Consider the following 387-nt stretch of genomic DNA (forward strand, 5'->3'; position numbering starts at 1 on the left):
TCTCCGGCGCCCGGAATTTCAACGACAGCGACATGCCTGGCGCGATGCCACCGAAGGCGGAGAAGGCGGCGGCGTTGGCATGGACGATGGTGGCGGTCCGGTCGAAGATGATCAGCGGATCGGCGACGGCGGCGGCCAGATATTCACCAGAGAGCCGCTGCAGGCCGATGGCCTCGATGGCAGCGCCGCTGCCGGTGGATTGGCGCGCGCCAGTGGCCGGCAGTATGGCCGCTGCAAGCAGCAACAGCAGCGCCGCGAGGACGACATAGGCTGAGATCCCGGCCAAGGCATAAACAGCGAGAACCGCGACGACGCCGGCCGCAAGCAGCCAGCGGCTATTCCACAGCCGTGCGGCCATGGTTTGCGTCATGCCTCTCTGCTCTGTGT

General features: G+C 66.7%; 1 pseudogene. It reads right to left on the reverse strand.

The window, feature by feature from the left end:
* Positions 1-387, reverse strand: a pseudogene (locus EN750_RS39055) (two-component sensor histidine kinase); the annotation flags it as partial.

This window comes from Mesorhizobium sp. M7A.F.Ca.ET.027.03.2.1 (assembly GCF_003999175.1).
GTDB lineage: Bacteria > Pseudomonadota > Alphaproteobacteria > Rhizobiales > Rhizobiaceae > Mesorhizobium.